Source organism: Streptomyces cyaneofuscatus (genome assembly GCF_000718135.1).
Taxonomy (GTDB): Bacteria; Actinomycetota; Actinomycetes; order Streptomycetales; family Streptomycetaceae; genus Streptomyces; species Streptomyces cyaneofuscatus.
Genome location: NZ_JOEM01000053.1, coordinates 1 through 1,003, shown reverse-complemented (window position 1 = coordinate 1,003; position 1,003 = coordinate 1). Strand labels below are relative to the sequence as shown.

Here is a 1,003-nt window from a genome sequence, read left to right as displayed (position 1 = left end):
CTGGGGTGTCGTTCCGGCAGTTGGTGGATGGGTTGGGGGTTGGGCGGGATTTGTCGACGTCGCCGTTGGTGCAGGCGGTGTTGGCGTTGCAGTCGGTGGATGCGGGTGTGCCGGCGTTTGGTGGTGTGGCGGTGGAGCGGATGGATGTGCCGCACCGGGTGTCGCCGTTCGATCTGCGGTTGGTTGCCACGGTGGATGAGGGTGGTGGGGATGCCGGGGCGGGTGGGTTGCGGGGGTTCCTGGAGTTCTCGACGGATGTGTTCGAGGCGGGGACGGCTGAGCGGCTGCTGGGTTTCTGGCGGTGTGTGCTTGAGGAGTTGGCGTTCGGCGATCTTGACCGGTTGGCGGGTTCGGTGCCGTTGATGGGTGCGGATGAGCGGCGGGTGTTGCTGGAGAAGTTCGGCAACGCGGGTGGTGCGGCGGTGGAGCTGGCGGGTGCGGGTGGTCTGAGCCTGGTTGGCTTGTTCGATTGTTCGTGTGAGCTGTTTCCGGATCGGGTGGCGCTGTCTTTCGGTGAGCGGGAGTTGACGTACCGAGAGCTGGATGCCGCGTCGCGCCGGGTGGCGCATCGGTTGTCGGTGGCTGGTGTCGGTGCTGGGGATATGGTCGGTCTGTGGGCCGGTCCTGGGTTCGAGCTGGTGATCGGGATGCTGGCGGTGTTGCGGGTGGGGGCGGCGTATGTGCCGGTGAGCCCGGAGTTGCCGACAGAGCGTGCGGAGCATGTGCTGGCCGATTCGGGTGCGGTGGTGCTGCTGAGTGCGGGCCGTGGGTGGCCCGAGCATCCGAACGTGGTCCTCTTGGAGGGGTGGGAGAGCGGGCCATTGGCGCCGGTGGTGCCTGTGGCGGACGACTCTGCGGCGTATGTGATCTACACATCGGGGACGACAGGGTCGCCGAAAGGTGTGGTGATCGAACATCGCAATGTGGTTCGGCTGTTCACGCATGGGGTGAAGGAGTACGGCCTGGGGCCGGAGGATGTATGGACCCTGTTCCATTCCTACTC

General features: G+C 65.9%; 1 protein-coding gene. It reads left to right on the top strand.

Going from position 1 to position 1,003, the window contains the following annotated elements; all coding sequences use genetic code 11:
- The coding region (locus IF17_RS01000000136885; RefSeq protein WP_032773129.1) for an AMP-binding protein at positions 1-1,003 on the top strand (1,003 nt) is incomplete at both ends.